The sequence below is a fragment of the Candidatus Kapaibacterium sp. genome (genome assembly GCA_023957315.1).
Lineage (GTDB): Bacteria > Bacteroidota > Ignavibacteria > Kapaibacteriales > UBA2268 > PGYU01.
On sequence record JAMLHE010000002.1, the window covers coordinates 322,601 to 339,667 of the forward strand.

The 17,067-nt window shown below is 38.2% G+C and carries 9 protein-coding genes; 5 read left to right on the forward strand and 4 right to left on the reverse strand.

All coding sequences use genetic code 11. The annotated features are described in order from the left end of the window. Positions 1-195 precede the first annotated feature (195 nt). Both M9949_03250 and M9949_03255 read left to right on the forward strand, forming a co-directional pair. Positions 196-1,266, forward strand: coding sequence for an IPT/TIG domain-containing protein (locus M9949_03250; protein ID MCO5250420.1), 1,071 nt, complete (start codon positions 196-198; stop codon positions 1,264-1,266). A 69-nt stretch (positions 1,267-1,335) separates the two neighbouring features. Further along, positions 1,336-2,271, forward strand: coding sequence for a lytic murein transglycosylase (locus tag M9949_03255; protein MCO5250421.1), 936 nt, complete (start codon positions 1,336-1,338; stop codon positions 2,269-2,271). On the opposite strand, the gene M9949_03260 is transcribed toward M9949_03255, so the two are convergent. Next, positions 2,256-3,389, reverse strand: a complete 1,134-nt coding sequence (locus M9949_03260; GenBank protein MCO5250422.1) for an NAD(P)/FAD-dependent oxidoreductase — start codon at positions 3,387-3,389, stop codon at positions 2,256-2,258. The genes M9949_03255 and M9949_03260 overlap by 16 nt on opposite strands. A gap of 70 nt (positions 3,390-3,459) precedes the next feature. Between M9949_03260 and M9949_03265 the strand changes: the two genes are divergently transcribed. The 3 genes from M9949_03265 to miaB all read left to right on the forward strand — a co-directional run bounded on the left by M9949_03265 (position 3,460) and on the right by miaB (position 6,460). After that, positions 3,460-4,572 (forward strand): glycosyltransferase family 4 protein, encoded by a 1,113-nt coding sequence (locus tag M9949_03265; GenBank protein ID MCO5250423.1) that lies wholly within the window; start codon positions 3,460-3,462, stop codon positions 4,570-4,572. Between the two features lie 84 nt (positions 4,573-4,656). Beyond that, on the forward strand, positions 4,657-5,100 hold the full coding sequence (locus tag M9949_03270; GenBank protein MCO5250424.1) for a DoxX family protein: 444 nt from the start codon (positions 4,657-4,659) through the stop codon (positions 5,098-5,100). Continuing rightward, a complete protein-coding gene (gene miaB, locus M9949_03275; GenBank protein ID MCO5250425.1) occupies positions 5,069-6,460 on the forward strand; it encodes a tRNA (N6-isopentenyl adenosine(37)-C2)-methylthiotransferase MiaB in 1,392 nt (463 codons plus the stop codon). Before M9949_03270 ends, miaB begins: the two co-directional genes overlap by 32 nt. A 108-nt stretch (positions 6,461-6,568) precedes the next feature. Here miaB and M9949_03280 read toward each other — a convergent pair whose 3' ends face one another. The 3 genes from M9949_03280 to M9949_03290 form a co-directional block, all read right to left on the reverse strand. After that, positions 6,569-8,986: a T9SS type A sorting domain-containing protein gene (locus tag M9949_03280; protein ID MCO5250426.1), complete on the reverse strand. Its 2,418-nt coding sequence runs from the start codon at positions 8,984-8,986 to the stop codon at positions 6,569-6,571. 23 nt (positions 8,987-9,009) lie between these two features. After that, the gene (locus M9949_03285; protein MCO5250427.1) at positions 9,010-10,293 is read right to left on the reverse strand and encodes a T9SS type A sorting domain-containing protein; all 1,284 of its coding nucleotides are present in this window, start codon (positions 10,291-10,293) and stop codon (positions 9,010-9,012) included. Positions 10,294-10,739: 446 nt separating this feature from the next. Next, entirely contained in the window at positions 10,740-17,030 is a 6,291-nt protein-coding gene (locus tag M9949_03290; GenBank protein MCO5250428.1) for a T9SS type A sorting domain-containing protein, read from the reverse strand. Between the last annotated feature and the right edge of the window lie 37 nt (positions 17,031-17,067).

Below are 17,067 nucleotides of genomic sequence, written 5' to 3' on the forward strand. Positions count from 1 at the left end.
TTATTACTTTCTTATAACATTATAAAATTAGAACTACAAATATAGCAGATATTTTTCATTCAGCAAAAATATTTTTTCGTAACCTTCAATTTTTTCAAACGTGTAGTTATTACAGTTGTAGTATTTTGATACTTTGCAATTTTTATCGTTTCTATGTGTTATTAGTGTATGTTCAACATCATTTTAGGATTATTCATGAAGTATATTAAGATTCTGCTTTTGATGAGTGCAGTGATTTGGTTAAGTTCTTGTACTGAGGAAAATGACCCGACCAATCCCAGTAGTCAGGTTAGTATCATATCAGTAAGTCCGGGGCAAGGCAATATTGGTGACGTGATTACTATTACAGGTAATAACTTTTCGAATATCAAATCCTCAAATCAAGTGTTTTTTGCGGGTGTAATTGCCTATCCTGATGAAGTTATTTTAGGAAATCCAATGAAATTGCAAGTGCGAGTTCCCCAAGGAGCAATGTCCGGCTTTATTACTGTCAGAACCGGTGGGAAAGAGGCACAAAGTCCTTCACAATTCACTGTACTTAATGAAATGATCGGTAACCTATATCCGTTTTCGGGCGGTACATATTGGGTTTACAACTATTTCATGCTTGATTCATCTGATAATAGAGTCCAAGGGAGCAATCTCAAGGACTCTCTTTTTATTTCCGGCACCACTAATTTTTTTGGCAAAGAAAGCTTCATAATTCAAAAATACAGCACAAACCCCGAGACATCGCAGTACGAAAAGAAGGACGACCAATATTTCTACACGGAAGATAATAAGCTCTATACTCACCCTAACTTTTTTGTTGACTTGCTGAATTTGAGCGGAACAGCTATCCAACTTCCATTTTCTATGGATGAAAAATGGTATAAAATCAGCGACCGTACCCAAAACGAATGGGATATATTTGCCAAATTATTCAGCAACGAACCTATGACATTTGGTGCAACCGAAGGCACTGTTTCCGGCAACCTTACTATCAAAGGCAGTAATGACGGGACTGAACATATCACGGTTCCGGCAAAATCCGGCAATTCTTTCAAATTTAAAATGAAAATCAAATTCGATGGTAAAGTCAGCGTACCTTCAATTGGAATGAATAATTTAGACCTCAAACTTGATAGGGAAGTAGAATTTTATTATATGGCTGAAATTGGCAGAGTAATGATGAAAATGAAAGCTATGAAATTGTTTATTCCAAATGTAATTGATTCGAACATTCCAGGGTTTGAAACTGAATTATTGACATATTTGATAAAATAAATGAAAACTTTGTAACTTTTCATTCGTTTATGGTATATATACTATAGATAATAGCATAAAAAGGAAAAAATGTTCGGTAAAGGAAAATATATTACAATAGCCATGATAGCACTTTTATTAGTACTATCATCATCTAAAATTATGTTTTCGACTAATTTTGCCGGCAAAGAATTATCCAAAGCCGATTTTTTCAAACCGATTGTCGAAATTCTAATCGAACGTGGGATTGATACTAATTTCCTAAATGAAATGATTTATGACACTCGGACTCAATTCGATGAAAAGTATGTCAAAATCAATGTCACCGGTTTTTTGACCAAAGCTGATTATAGCTCTCATTATAACAATCGTTCGGTTGGCAATACTGTCAAATTTCTCGGCGAGAATATGGCAACTCTCCAACTTGCAGAGATGCAATTTGGAGTACCCAAAGAAGTGATAGCGTCCATTTTGTGGATAGAAACCCGTCATGGCTCATATCTTGGCAACCACCATATCACAAGTGTGTATCTGAGTACTGCTATGTGCAATCAACCTGAATATATCGAATTGAATATCGAAAATATGAAAAGTACTTTCAAAGGTAGCGAGAAAGAATTTGAAGAACTAAAAACCAAAATTTTTGAACGTTCCGAAAGGAAAGCAAATTGGGCAATTGACCAATTAATCGCTATGGAAAAAGTCAACACGCTGCTTCCAAATCCGATTCTGGATATCAGAGGTTCATGGGCAGGGGCATTTGGTATCTCGCAGTTTTTGCCGAGCAGTTTCGTATCATGGGCAGTTGATGGCAATGGCGATGGTGTGATTGATTTGTTCAATACCGAAGATGCAATCTTTTCTGTAGCTAACTATCTCGTTGCTAACGGATGGGGAATTGAGCAAGAACAACGACGTGCCGCAGTTTTCCATTATAATAATTCGAGTGCGTATGTTGATGCAGTTTTGAAACTTGCTGATTTGGCGGCTTCCAAATTCGACGATTCAGATTACTCCGGCGAATAAGGCGAAAGCAACTTCTCAACGTACTCTGCAATAGCCAAACAGGCAGTCAATCCCGGCGATTCTATTCCAATTAAATTTATAAATCCGGGCAAATTTTTGTCCTTCTCATCGCAAATCACAAAATCCCTGAAATCTTCACCACTTGCTTGAAGTTTTGGGCGAATTCCTGATTGGTCCGGCGACAAATCGCTAATTTCTAATGACGGCAAATATCTCACAACGCTTTTGTAAAATTTTTCGATTATTTCATCACTAACCTTGTAATCGCAATTCCTGTCGTTTAGATAGTGAATATCCGGACCGAATTTAACCGCTCCATCAAGGTCAATAGTGGCATGAATACCAACGCCTTCGTGCTTTTCCGTCGGAACGGGATATATCAAATGCTTAATCAATCCGGATTTTGAGTGATTGAGCCTGAAATAATGCCCTTTGCAATAGTGCAACGAATAATCTGACTTCTGAATATCAATTCCGGCTCGCGATGCAATTGTATCCGCATCGAGCCCTGCGGAATTAACTACAAATTTCGTGCTTACTTCAAAACTGTCTCCCTCACAATTCGCAACTACTGCATATCCTTCATCGAGCTTGTGGATTTGCATTACTTCGTGATGAAAGGCAAAATCGCAGCCGTTTTTGATTGCTTCATTATACAGGCTTTTCATCAAACCGTGAGAATCAACAATTCCCGTTGATGGCGACCATAATGCAGCTACAGCAAATACATTGGGTTCGATTTCCTTAAAACTCTCTGAATTCATCATCTCCAAATCATTTACACCATTTTTCTGAGCATTTTGAGCCAAAATTTCCAATTTACGAATCTCATTTTCATCATGAGCTACTATAAATTTCCCGAGTCGTTTGAAATTTACATTGTGATTTTGGCACCAATCATATAGCATCACTTTTCCGGCTACGCAAAGTTTGGCTTTGAGCGAACCGGGCTGATAGTAAATCCCTGCATGAATGACTTCGCTGTTCCGCGAGCTTGTTTCCTGCCCGAAACTGCTGTGGCGCTCGAGCACCAAAACGCTGTATCGCTCGGATAATCTTGCTGCGCAAGCCAATCCTACGACACCTGCGCCAATTATTATGACATCATAATCAAGCATAAAGAAGATTTTTCATAAATTATTCTTACCTTTGTTACAAATATTAATAATTTTTCGATATAAAAGCAATTTGAACAAAAATAAATACGATACGGCGATAGTTTGCGGTTCTTACGGTCGGGGCGGTTTGGAGTTTAATACTGTCAAATTGGCATCAGAACTCATCAAACGGGGCAATTCCATAGTGGTTTTCGCCAAAGCCGATACTTTTATCGCCCAACGGTGCCAAGATTTGGCGATTCCGTTGATGAATTTGCCCAAATACATGAAATATTTCGATTTTTATAATGCTTGGAGATTGGCTTTTAGGCTGAAGATGATTGCTTGTAAAAATATCATTACAAGTTTTCATCCCGATTTGAGCTTGCTTGCTAACACGAAGCTCATCAATCAGCAACTGAATTTGATTTACCAACAACAAATGCACATTGGTCGCCGAAAAAAGGATATTTTCCATCGGATTCGCTATTCGCAAGTTGATTACTGGGTTTCGCCTTTGCAATTGCTTGCCGGTGACGTATTGCGACTAAGCACAGTTCGAGAAGACCAAATCCGAATAATTCCGCTCGGAGTTGATACGGAAAAAATCAAGCCGCAAATCCCGCGAGAAGAGTATCGCAAAAAGTCTGGATTTGCCGATAATGATATTGTTTTTTGTATCATCGGCAGAATTGACAGTCAAAAGGGACAACTGACTATTTTGAGGGCATTTGATAAAATTAAGCAGGAAAAGAACATCAAATTGCTAATTGTTGGTGAGAAAACTGTCGGAGAAGGCGAAGAATATTATAATCAGCTTTTGCAATTTATTGATGAGCAGAATCTGGGCGATAGAGTAACAATTACCGATTTTGAAAAAAATGTCGGGAATGTGATGAATGCCGTTGATTGCTTTATTTTGGCATCGAGTTCAGAAGCCTACGGCATGGTGACTGTTGAAGCATTTTTGTCGAAATTACCCATAATCGCAAGTGCCAATGGCGGCACTCTCGAACTTACTCAAAATGGGCAATACGGCAGATTGTTCAAACCGCACGATGTCGAAGATTTGGCAGCGGCTATGCAGGAGTTCGTGCAAGATAGAGCAGCCTTCATTTCCCGAGCCGATAAAGCGTATGATTATGCCAAATCGAGCTTCACTTTGGACCACGAATGCAAAGGCATTGAGAGTCTATTCAGATAAAATATCTCCGCAAGAAATTCATTTCAAATGAATTATGCAAAATATTCGTTTACATATAATTACAAAATGTTTAACGGATATTTCATGAAAGATTTATATTCAGAAAAAAGTATGCACATCGGCTTACTCGTCGTAAGAGTGGGTATGGGTTTGGCAATGATTTTTCACGGTTATCCGAAACTTATGGGTGGCGCTGAAAAATGGGAAGCTATCGGCAGTTCCTTGAATTATTTGGGAATCACTTGGGGGCACAGCACTTTCGGGTTCTTGGCAGGTTTAATCGAAACACTCGGCGGTTTGCTTCTTATATTCGGACTTTTCCATTTGCCTGTGGTCTTCTTATTGTTGTCCACCATTCTCGTTGCCTTAATTTATAAAATCAATGTATCGGACGGATTTTTGGGCTTTGCTCATCCGCTCGAAGTTTCAATTATTTTCCTTGGATTGCTTATAACGGGTCCGGGAATTTATAGTATAGATAAAATTTGGAATAAAAATGATTCAAGAAATACAAATCTTAAACAATAAATCGGCTGCTCAACAGCCAAAATCAGTTGAAATCGCAGACAGTAACAATGGTTTCAACGTTTACATCGAGACTTACGGTTGCCAAATGAACGTAAACGATTCGGAAATCGTCGCAGGGATTCTTGCCCAATCAGGATTCGGGATAACCGATAAAATTGATAATAGCAACGTTATTTTACTCAATACTTGCTCGGTGCGTGACAATGCCGAAGCCAAAATCTTCAAAAGGCTCGAGCAACTTCGCTTCTATCGCAAGCAGAACTCGAAATTATTGGTAGGAATCCTTGGTTGCATGGCTGAACGTTTGCGTGGTAAGCTCGTCGGTCACCAAGATTTGGTCTCAATCGTGGTCGGTCCCGACGAATATCGCAAAGTGCCGGAAATGATTGAGCAATCTATGAACGGTGAAGTTGGTATCGCGGTAAAATTGAGCCGCGTCGAAACTTATGACGACATCATTCCGCTGCGTACGCAGGGAATAAGTGCTTGGCTTTCGATTATTCGCGGATGCGACAAATTTTGCACTTATTGCGTTGTGCCTTATACACGTGGCAGGGAGCGCTCCAAGCCATTCCCCGTAGTCACAAAAGAGCTGATTGATTTGTACGAACTTGGCTACAAAGAGGTAACTTTGCTCGGGCAAAACGTGAACAGCTATATTGATATGGAAAATAAGGTGGACTTTGCAAAATTGCTCGTCGAATGTGCCAAAGCGGTTCCCTCAATGAGAATTCGCTACACCACATCGCACCCATATGATATGACTGATGAATTAATCGAAGCAATGGCAAGTCACCATAATATTTGCAATTACATCCATCTGCCTGTGCAATCAGGTTCGGACAGGATTTTGCAGATGATGAACCGCCACTATACTGTTGAGCATTATCTGGAGAGAATGAGGAAAATCAAGGAACTCATCCCAAATTGTTCGCTTTCTACAGATATTATTACCGGATTCCCGACCGAAACCGAAGACGACCACAAGGCTACAATGGATTTGATGGCAGAAGTGCGCTACGACGGTGCATATATGTTCAACTATTCGCCACGCTCGAAAACTAAAGCCTATATGATGGAAGACGACGTCACGCCTGATGTCAAAGGGCGCCGCTTGACTGAAATTATCGAGCAACAAAACAAAATCTCTCGCGAATTGAACGAAGCCGAACATGGCTTGATTCACGAAGTCCTAATCGAAGGCACGAGCAAAAAAAATAAGAACGAATGGCAAGGCAGAACCGACACCAACAAAGTAGTAATTTTCGACAACTACGAACAAAACTACAAAGTCGGGCAAACAATCACTTGCAAAATCACCAGGTCAACCTCCGGCACCCTCTTCGGGGATGTGGTGTAGGGAGGGAGTTCACTGAGTTTGGCGAGTAAGACACAACAAAAAAACAAACCCCCGCATTTTTAGTGCGGGGGAATTTTAGTTAAAAAATGATAATTCTAAACAAGAATCTCATCGTGCTACTGATATTGTGCCGGACAGAATACGCCCGTCAATGTTAACGACTAACAAATACATACCCACAGGGAAATCGCCCGTTGATATTCTTGCAGAGTTTTTACCTTGGTGAACTTTTGTTGTTTTGTTTAAAATTTCATCGCCGTCAATAGTATATAATTTAATGATACCGGTTGCTTCCTTTTCGGAATGGAAGTAGATGTCTACCCAATTATCAGATGGATTTGGTACAATTTTAATCACATCATTTTTTTCTGATTTTTCTAAACTTCCTTTGTTCATAGGCTCACCAGGGTTAATTTCATCGCATTGAACCCAAATACATTTGGTACATTCTTCTTGGGTTCTTTGGTTCGTTATATGAATACAGAACTCTTTCCAACCTGTAAATGGAATTAATGGACTTATAACGATAGGGAATTTATAAATTTCGCTTAATTTAAAATTATGGCTTATATATCCAACTTGATCTGTATTATTATATATGGAGACAGATATGTCATCATCATAATCACAATATTCTATTGTATTGATATAATTCAACATTAATGTTGTTGTGCAGAATGAAATAGTATCTATTATATGATGACGAATTGAATCTGCATATAAAACAAATGAATTACAACAACCAATTGAATCACTACAACTAATTTTTTGTTTCAGGACTGTATCGCATACATTTAAACCTGGAATTTCATAAAGAGAAAAAGCAAATGATAATTCAGTTTCATTAGTTGGAGAACCATTTGAACAAATACGTCCAATATTGATAGATTGCCCCGGTTTAATAATTAAATCGGAAGGAGCTTTAAATTTCTTGCGATATGAATCTGAATCTATAAGTGAAAAAAGATTAGGTGTAAAATTGTAATATGCAAGATTGGGTGAAGAGCCAATATGTAAGTAAATATCTGATAAATCTAATTCACAAGAATTTTCGTCATTGGTTGATGGATTGGTTAATACCATATCCCAACAACAGTTTCCGTTTTCAGAATCATCAACCTTTTGTAATTTGAATTTTGGACTATTACCTGCATATGGATATGGAGCCAAATCGTCGCAGTCACATCGACATTTAATAGGTATATTTTGGGTGCAATGAGCAAGCAAAACATATGATTCTTCTGATTCTCGAGAAAAAAATTGAATCGTTATATCATGCTGTTGCGTGAATTTATCCAAACAAACTGTGCCTGTTATTGGGTCTCTCCCATTAAATGTCGGGTTCTCTGGAGGTAATTCATCGGCAATTATTTCGTCAAGGATTGTTTCACTATCACGGATTATTATTTTGCTTATACCACATAAACCATAACTCGAAGCCGGTATATATATATCATAATTATAGCAGCATAATAATGAATCCTGATTAGTTGAATCTAGAGTGATTTCTACTTTGTTGATATTTTTTTGGCAAATACAAGTCCCTGTGTAGTTTTCATCAATTGCAGTAACAGACAAATTATCAATGAAGTAATAAAGAACATATTCGTTTATATCATCAGAGAGGAATGGTGGAGTAATGTCAGCCCATAATGCTGAATCATTTTGAAAATTGCCTATTGTAATATAATTGTAAACCTCATGTTCGTCAACTAAAAAGTAACCTTTAATTTCCTGCCACCCACCATGCCCAAATTCATCTGCGGTTTGGTCTAATAAAAAATCGCTAGAAATTTGAGGACTTGTCAAATAATTAGGGGGTTGGGCATCATCTGTTAAATTTCTGTTCCACATATCACTAATATATGATGTTTTTGGATTTACTACGAATTCTTCTGTAAAATAAACACCAATGTTCTTGATTGAACTGTATATATGACGAGATTTACTAACATAAAATTTAACTTCGTAAATTTTGGGTCCGGTTATAGTTGTGTTTAATCTAGACTGTATATATTCTTTATATGAATTAAAAAATTGAGGATGTAATGACTTATATGCTCTTATCCTTAAACCGACGAAAGCACTATCATCATGATTCACAGACGGATAACCATATGGATATCTATATTCTCTTTCAGTTTGATCAAAAAATACACCAACATAAGGAACTTGAGCCGCAAATAGCCCACCTTTATGGAAATAGTCAGGAGAGGCGGCATAAGTAGCCCAATACCATCCATTCCCATACATTTGATTTCCAAAACAAACTGCGTTATCAATAGGATTCCATGGGAATGGATGATTACTGCAAAAACCAATACATCTCATAAGTTCATTGTCAAAATATCCGGAAAAAGTTGGGCTTACACCAGTCAAACCTCTTGGATAGATTGCATCTGAATGAATTTCGAAACTTCCATTTGAGATAAATTGTGAATAAATCTTTGATGGCTGTACTATTCCCATTATCGTTATGATTAACAATAATGAAACCAAAAACGAATAACAATTTGAATTTTTCATTTTTTTCACCTTTCTTTTTTATATTAATTTTTTACAAATTTCAATCTAAACTCATCTACTTTTAAAAAATAAAAACCGGTTGGCAAGCTCGAAACATCAATTTCATGGTAAAAAGTACCATTGAGCAACACTTTGCCCATAATATTTGAAATTTCGAATGAACGCTCGCGTTTGATTAAATCAGTAACTTTAATAATTTCATTTGCCGGGTTAGGATATACAATTGGGGTTTTGCTGTCTTGTTCTCGTATGTAATCTTGAACGTTAGTGGGTAAGAAAACTCCACCTTCTCGGAAAACTTCAAGTGCAGGAAAACCATTAATTCCACTTCCTGTTGCAATCCATTTATTCCCATATTTATCAATAACGATTCTTGAAATTCGATTACCACTTATTCCGGAATTTTCAGTATTGTACTGAGACCATATACTTCCGTCATATTTGATCAGTCCTCCCTTTCTTGTACCAATCCACTTTGTACCTCCTTTATCAATTTTCAATTCGGTATCAGTGTCAAGTTGAGCTATAGATGGATTATCCATGTCATAATGCTCCCAATTATCTCCATCATACTTAATCAACTTACCGGAAGATGGTAAGGATAATATATACTGTCCTATCATCCAAAGATTATTATTATTGTCAATATCCAAACCCCTAATACGAGGATTTACGATGTTTGAGTTTGAAGTATCGAAATTAATAAATTCTCCTTGTAAAAATTTCATAATTCCGCCATAATTTTCATTTCTCCAAATCCAAATACTCTCACCATCATTATCCAACAATACATGAGTGAATCTTTTAGATACCAATTTGTTAGGATGGTGAAAAAATTCACCTTCGACTCCATCAAATCTGACTAAACCAGAATCTGTTCCAAGCCACTTATTATCATATTTGTCTATCGCAATACAAAGAATATCTAAATCAGGTCCATTAAAATATCGTTTCAGATTTGAATTAGTATGGTCATACTTATTAATAATAAATTTATCTCTTGTTTCCCATAAACCTCTGGGAGTACCTATCCAAACATTTCCTTTAGAATCTTGTTTGAATGATTCTGCAACCATAGCTGGGTCAATTGTGTCAAGTTTTAGATTTTCAAGATTTAATCTAATGATACCTGTTTTTGGATAAGCTAAACCGAGATAAATATAATGGTCAATAGCCTCCATTCCACGTATGTCCTCTAACTCAGGAAAATACATCCATTCAGGATTCTCGGACTTGAGATTAGTCGGAAATATAGCTAATACGCTCATCATAGAGATGATACTGATTATTGATATGCTTTTTTTCATATAAATATCCTATTAAATTTAAAAAAAAAAAATAAATTTCATAAATCGGGTATTCTACTGCTCGTCACACCCCGGGTACCGAGAGTTTAAAGCACATTCATAGAACACCTCGCACTCTTTTGGGTAAGAGATACTTTGCGTTTGTATGTTGAGGGTTGTGTTTGTGATTTGTTCGGTGAGCTTTCTTCACCGTTGGTTGTTGATAAGATTTGAATGATATTATAAAATAATCAGCGTCAGGAATGTCGTCACACGTTGGTACGACTCCACTTCTGTGTACTATTATCAAGTTTATATATTCGGCGTCATGTACCATTGTAAAACAATTTTTCAGATTGCATATATTTACAATGCAATATTATAAACTGTTTTGATATAACCAAATATTCAAGCAAAAAAAAGGGACTGCCCTTGTGAGGCAGTCCCTATGAATCGAAATATGTAGTTTATTTGATGTAAACGATTTCGCGTACGACGCTAAGACCGTTAGCGTTGATTCGGACGAAGTACATACCGGAAGACAAACCTTCGCCATCTATGACGGCTACGTTTGTACCTTTGATTAAGTATTCGTTGTTCATCACAGTCATAATTTTCATGCCTGCGGCATTGTAAAGTTCGACCGATACGCTCATGTCGTTAGCAATTGTAAATGTAACATGAGATTGTGAGTTAAATGGATTCGGAGTGATTGTAGAGATTGATAAGCCGTAATTTGAGGCATTTTCAACGTCTGTAGCACCCATGATTTCGAATGCAGGTGTTCTGCTATATTCGAGGTCGCCGTCACCATTATAAATCGCTCTAATGTGAGCATTCTTAGTATTAACATTCGGAGCAACCCATTCCATCATCTTAGCAACAGCTTTGACGTCATTTCCAATGAAGCTCCATGTGTTTCCACCGTCAATACTCAATTGTAAGTCAAATTGATTAACATTGTCGTAAACCCATCTAACAGGCTTCATAAAACCGGCTGGGAGTTTTTCACCAACGCGTGGGCTTGTTATAGTCACCGAACCTGTGAGTATTCTGAATTGTTGCGATGTAGCAAGTACTTCGCCAGTTGCAACATCAACCATACGTACAACAGCACGTTTTGTATTTACCATCGGTAAAATCCAAGGTGTTTGTGAGTTTCTCGAACTAACCGAAGGTGTTACGGATGTCCAATTGCTTGTACCGTTTTCAGAGAATTCAAAGCGAACGAGAATGTTATCATCAATTTCCCATTGAATAGTGCCATTACTTCCACCTTTGTAAACTGCATCAGTTGAAGCTGGGCGAGTAATGATAGCAGGAGCAGTAGCCAATGAGAATACTGCATCACTTCTGTCAATCATGGAGCCGGTTTCGGCATTAACAAGTGAAATCAAGCAATTGTTTGAGTTAATTTTTGGAGTCAACCAATTATATGAAGTTTTAGCAAGGCTAATCGGCGCCGAAGTAACTCTTGACCATGTTGTGCCATTGTTGGCTGAGAAATCGACATGAACAGGGACTTCGAACGTAGGTTCAGTCCAAGTAATAACATATGGACGACCTGCAGCCAAGTTTTCACCACCATTCGGGTATAATAATGTTACAGGTTTGTCTATCAAAATTGGAAGAATTGGCTTGAAATTACCTTCTGCGGTAACTTCTCTGCCGTCTACTGTGAAGACAACTGTAATGTTGTGCCAATCGAAGAAGTATGAATCATTCATGCTTAATCTTTGGAATCTCAATGTACCCAAGTAAGTATCTGATTTTGGTAAACCAAGACCCGGTTTGTTAGCTGGTTTGTAATTATCAAAGTTGATATCCAAGCAACGAACATCGGCAATCGGGTTTTTAGCTGTCAACGATGGTGAGGAGAAGGTTGGGAAATAACCCAAATCTTGCCTGTCACTATAAATTACGTTTTCAGTATTGATAAGTTCGAGGAATTTCAATTTAGAATTCTCGAATTTAACACCCAAAGTAGAGTTACCCAAACCAAAGTCACCACCAGTGTTTTTAGCATAAATTGCGATATCAACATATTGATTGTTGAGTTTCGGCAATGCTGTGATGTCATAGCTGATAGCACCTGATAAGAATATGTTCGCATCTTTGTTAGCAAAGTTTGAATTCATTTGCTTACTTGTCGAAGGATTCTTTTCAGAATCTACGAACATTTGTGCTAATTCGCTGAAATTCATAGTGTTGCCAGCAATAACTGCAGTATGTATATCCATTTCGTCAGTTTTGACTGAACCCGGCAAATCAGCAGGCACAGGCATTGATGGGTCTTCTTCCTTACCGTTGTTACGATATACGATTTGTCTGTCAGCAGCATTAACGGCACCGTCACCGGTTACGTCTGAAGCTGCGACCACCAAACCATTATCAGCAACTACTTTAGCACGGTCAAGCGCGTTGATTCTACCATCGCGATAAACGTCACCACCAACCATAGCAGCTAATCTATTTCCCGGGGTACTACCGCCGCCTTGACCTTCGTTGAAAATTAAAGCAGTAGTAGCATATGCACTAATGTTAATATCAGTTTCAGAATTACCGCGAGCAGTATAAGCTGCTCCAATTGTAGGAGGCTCTGTAGCTGCATCAGTCGAACTTAGAACATTGTCTTTATCACCATCCCAGTTTTGGAAGTCCCAGCCTGATTCTACTTCCCAAGTAGAGTTATCATCACCTGAGAATGCAAAAGGAGCAGCAAATCTCGACATTGCAGATAAGTGGTTGATGTGGCTGACTTTTACAAAATAACGTCCGTCAAGCAATTCATCAAATACAAATGGAACATTTGCAAATGTGTTGTCACCGTTATCTCTATTTGCAGTAGCAAATGCTGTAGTATTATTTAGATAAGCATTTTCTGAGACAGCGGAAGCAACATAAACACCCGGTGAATTTGAATTATTTTCGAATAAATCAATTCTCAAACCATTATCATTAAATTCCCAAGAAGTAGTACCCAAATTTGATAATATACCATTAGTTATACCATCATGATAGCCTTCGAGTACAGTTCTGATTGTAAAGTTACTTTGTGGAGTGATAGTGAATAAAGCACTTTCGGGTCTGAGTGTTGGCATATAACCATCATTTCCGGCAGTACCATTGATGTACTCAACCATGAAACCGTTAATAGTGCTTCTTCCTGTCAATCTCAATCTTGCATTAGTATTAGCTGCTGCAATCGGACCTTGGTCATCGAAAGTTTCATCATCGTTCAAATCAGGGTCAGCTACGCTTACATTTAATATTGAAGCGTATTGTGATTTGTTCGCTGTTCCCGGGAATTCGTATGTATTTTGATTTACAGGAATAGACATTGCGTTTGTGTAAATCGGATTGTAAGCTTCACTTGCCACGAATTGATAATGTTGGATAATGACACCGCCGCCGCCTTCAATTGAATATTCGAGGTCAGCTTCGTTAGCACCACCGGCACCTGTTCTGAATGTTACAAGATTGTTTCTGTTATAGTCAAAGCCTACCCAACGTACTTTCAAATTTTCTGAAGAATTTTGAACTCTTTGCTTGTAAGTTGGAGTAATAACTTTCAAATATGGTTTAGTAGCTGAATAATAGTAACCGCTACCACTAATATTTGCGTTTATATCAGCATTTGAAGGATAAGCAGCAACAGTACGCATAATACCGTTGTTTACATAACTTCCGCCGTTCAAAATATAAGCAGCAACCAAATTTTCAGTGTAATCTACGCCTGCAAAAGTACCGAGTTCGTCAGCTCTTACAGTTAATGCACCTTGGATGAATTTAGTTAAATTAGAATTTGGAGCATTTCCGGCGTCGTTTTGTCCGCCCGGATAACCATTCCAGAATCTGATTTCTTTAATATCGCCAATAAATGTAATGCCTTCATCAGCGCCTGTAGGTTCGTAACCTAAGAATGCAGGATTTGTGCTTTGTACATCTACAGTAATTCCTGTGCCTAATTGGTCAGTAAGGTCGCCTGTCCATTGTGGAGTGCCATCAATATAGAATATTACCGAGCTTGTTCCACTTAATTGAACATAAACCCCAACATGAGTCCAAGCAGTATCATATTCTACAACGTTAGGAATTGTAATCAATGAATCAGGATGAGCACTTGAAGTTGCAATTCTAGAGGCTTCATTTGTTGTAGATGATAATTCAAGTTGCAATTGTCCTGTAGGCAATAATCTCAAGGCATAATCTAAATCGCTGCCATCGTCAGATTTTTTGCTTACAATCGGGAAAGAACCTTCTTCTACAGTTGGGAATCTATACGGACGAATCCATGCTTCTATCATATAATTTGAGTTAGTCAAATTCAAAGTAGTGTTCTCTGGCACTCTGACTTTCGCTGTTCCCAAGTTTGTAAACGCGAAATTCGGAGCTACAGTAAACAAACCTGACTCGTCATAAATGTCATTTTGGTTGCGGTCTTCGGTACCACTAATGCGCAATTTTACGCTCTTAGAGTAATTACCTGCCAAGTCTATTACGCCTTGCAAGTCATCATCTTGACCGGTAAATGTAGCATTATTGTATGGTTCCCAAGTTGCTTGACCTGCTTCTACTTCGACTATATCCAAAGGCATAGCAGGAGAATCGTTGTCAATTGCATCAAACCAAGTCAAACCACCATCGCGACTTACTTGAATCATTAAATCTTCCGAACCGGGAGCTATGCTACCCAATCCATAAGCTACCCAACGAACATCAAAAGTTCTGTCCATTAAGTTGCTGACGCCTTCGCCACCAATAGGAGTTGTCAATCTGATGTGTGAGCGGTCAGGACGATAATTAATCAATTCATTAACTATAGAAGCTGATGGAGATGAACTGTTGTGAAAATTAAATTCAGTGATGCTATTTTGGAAATAGAATGCAGTAGCACGGTCTGAATTCGAACCTTGAAGAGGATAATATAACTCTAAAGTGGTTCTTTCGTCGCCTACTGTTGTATCAGTTGGCATATAAACGCCTGATGCATGAGTACGGATTTGTTCTTGGCTTAGCGCATTACGCCAAACTTTGACTTCTTTTATACCTGCGTGCAAATAATCATTTGCTTCAATACCTAAATTAGGATTAACGCCGACCCAAATCGGATGATTCGTTGTCAACATTCTGATATTTACAGCATTAGTATTTGTATAACGACCAACTTCTTCGCCATTGACATAAAGTCTAACTTTATTATCTTCAACAACGCCCGCAAGATGTACCCAATTGGAAGCATGAGCAGGAGTTAATGGGAATTCATCACTTGATACGCCAAGAGCGTCAGGAGATATAATAGTACCGATAAAGCCGTCAGTTCCGCGTCCTTCAATTTCGCGAGCTCTGAATGCAGGATACATACCTTCGTGCAAGTAAAGCATCCATGCACCTTCTTCCGGAGAAACGCTACCAGCAGATGATGCCACTACAGCAGGTGAACCACCGGCTTGAATTGAATTAAGATTAACCCAAGCTTCGACAGTAACGCGAGTTGCATTGCTGAATGTACGTGCAGTTTTGAAGTAACCGCTGGTTCCGTCTAATTGGACGAAGAACAAACGACCCAATACGAAAGCAGCATTACTGACATCCCAACGAGTAAGAGAATCGAGTGAATATGCACTACGTAATGCGATATTAGCACCTGTACCTGTCATTGCAATTTGGCGAATTCGCATCATTGCTTGTTCTGAACGATATTGGAAATTTTCGCTTGCTTCCCAAACAGTGCGCAAAACACCACTGTAACCTAAAGTAAGAACAGTGCCATTAGGTTTAGTAATATAATATTGACCGATTGAATCAATTTCACCGGATGCGTAAAGTTCGTCATTTGCAACGACTGCGGCATTGTGTTCTGCTACTCTACCAAATTCAGTGTAATTCGAACCATTATCTAATGAATATGATAATTGATAAGCAAATCCGTTGCTACCATAATTTGTAGTATCAGGATGATTCAAACCTGAACGTTCGAAATAAATCGGATAACCTAAATTACCGCCCAATGCCGGATAACCTGCATCTGGATAGCGATTTACAGCTTGATTCGGGTAGTTCGGGTTCAACAATGTAATACCACGAACAGTAAAATCACCTTGATTTGTAAATGTAGAATTATTAGTTTGATTATTGCCGCTAATGTCAGTGATAGCCAATGCTGCCAACCAAGAGTTCGGGTTGAAAGCAATACCTGTCAAAGAATTTTCGAAAATAGTGGAATGGTTGATAATTTTAAATTTCAACATGCCGACATAAGTTCCTTTACCTGTAGTAGCCGGTTGGAAACCTGCAGGCGTACCGGGAGTAGTTTTTACATCAAGTTGGTAAACATAGATGTGTCCTGAACCGTTGTTACCGTCAGCAGCCTGAGCTGTTAAATTATCAAAGCCGTAAAGAGCATTAGCATAAGGCGAAGAAATTGTAATATAAGGGTTTGCCAAATCCATATCATAATGAATGGAGTCTGTTGTGTTCGAAGGATTTGAACCACTTACAGCAGCAGCGGGTTGTAAAAATAGGTTGTTATATAAAACCGAAATTGACATATCGCCCAAATTTGCGACACTTGAATTTGCAGATTTCACCCATATTTCGACACCGATGGTATCACCCATACGACGTTGATTCAGAGTAAACTCGTAATCCTGTGCTGTCAATTCCGTAGCGGCGGTAAGCATTACCATTGCCACCAAGAGTCCTCCCAAACACTTGGGAATCACTTTACTTACAGCATATCTAAGTAATTGATACATATTTAAAATCCTTAATTTATTAATAAAATCATTTTTT

Bases quoted from the DNA above. Each gene is read 5' to 3' on its own strand.
- M9949_03250 (MCO5250420.1), top strand. From the start codon at position 196: ATGAAGTATATTAAGATTCTGCTTTTGATGAGTGCAGTGATTTGGTTA.
- M9949_03255 (MCO5250421.1), top strand. From the start codon at position 1,336: ATGTTCGGTAAAGGAAAATATATTACAATAGCCATGATAGCACTTTTA.
- M9949_03260 (MCO5250422.1), bottom strand. From the start codon at position 3,389: ATGCTTGATTATGATGTCATAATAATTGGCGCAGGTGTCGTAGGATTG.
- M9949_03270 (MCO5250424.1), top strand. From the start codon at position 4,657: ATGAAAGATTTATATTCAGAAAAAAGTATGCACATCGGCTTACTCGTC.
- miaB (MCO5250425.1), top strand. From the start codon at position 5,069: ATGATTCAAGAAATACAAATCTTAAACAATAAATCGGCTGCTCAACAG.
- M9949_03280 (MCO5250426.1), bottom strand. From the start codon at position 8,986: ATGAAAAATTCAAATTGTTATTCGTTTTTGGTTTCATTATTGTTAATC.
- M9949_03285 (MCO5250427.1), bottom strand. From the start codon at position 10,293: ATGAAAAAAAGCATATCAATAATCAGTATCATCTCTATGATGAGCGTA.
- M9949_03290 (MCO5250428.1), bottom strand. From the start codon at position 17,030: ATGTATCAATTACTTAGATATGCTGTAAGTAAAGTGATTCCCAAGTGT.